The sequence below is a fragment of the Cupriavidus sp. CuC1 genome (genome assembly GCF_044627735.1).
GTDB lineage: Bacteria > Pseudomonadota > Gammaproteobacteria > Burkholderiales > Burkholderiaceae > Cupriavidus > Cupriavidus ulmosensis.
This window is the reverse complement of the sequence record NZ_JBIUHC010000452.1, coordinates 1-557: the sequence shown is the minus strand read 5'-3', so window position 1 is coordinate 557 and position 557 is coordinate 1. Positions and strand designations below refer to the sequence as shown.

Annotated in this window: 1 protein-coding gene; it reads right to left on the bottom strand. The window is 63.0% G+C overall.

Features of this window, described 5'->3' with window-relative positions:
* Positions 1-170 precede the first annotated feature (170 nt).
* Positions 171-557, bottom strand: a 387-nt coding sequence (locus ACGLHR_RS52160) for a hypothetical protein (RefSeq protein ID WP_400104017.1), incomplete at its 5' end; no start/stop codon positions are given.

Here is a 557-nt window from a genome sequence, read left to right as displayed (position 1 = left end):
GGGTCGGCAACGGCTGCATTGGGTCGGTAGCGATGCAGGTCAACCGCCGGTTCGACATGGTCCACCGTGCGTTCCGCCGCTTGTCCGACAACGCGTCGATTCGGATCACGAGATCGACGCCGCTTTCCACGAAATCGATCGGCAGTCCGCCCTGTCAAACTTCCGCCAGATCACCCACGCATCCGCAACAGATCGGCGTAAGAGACCAGCTTGCGTTTCTCATTAGCAAGCGTCTTTCGTCTGGACGCCGAGCGGGTTGGTTGGCCGCGCTCGAACTTGGCGGCGGCGCGTGCGTCCTCCCGCGTGTAGGTCCGCGCGGCCTTGGCTTCCGCCCTCAGGCGTTCAGCTTCTAGCCGCGCAGCAGTGCGTTCCTCTCGGGCAACATCTTGCACGGCCGACATGATTTCGGCTCTTAGTAGATTGCGCCTTTGCTTGGCAGCGGCACGGGCAGCCTGCAATTGCTCTTTCCTCTGCCGCAGCCAGTCCTTCCCGTTGACCGGCGCAGGCCTGGCCTCTGGCGGCACGCTCAGGCGCAAAGCCCTGCTGATTGAAACTCT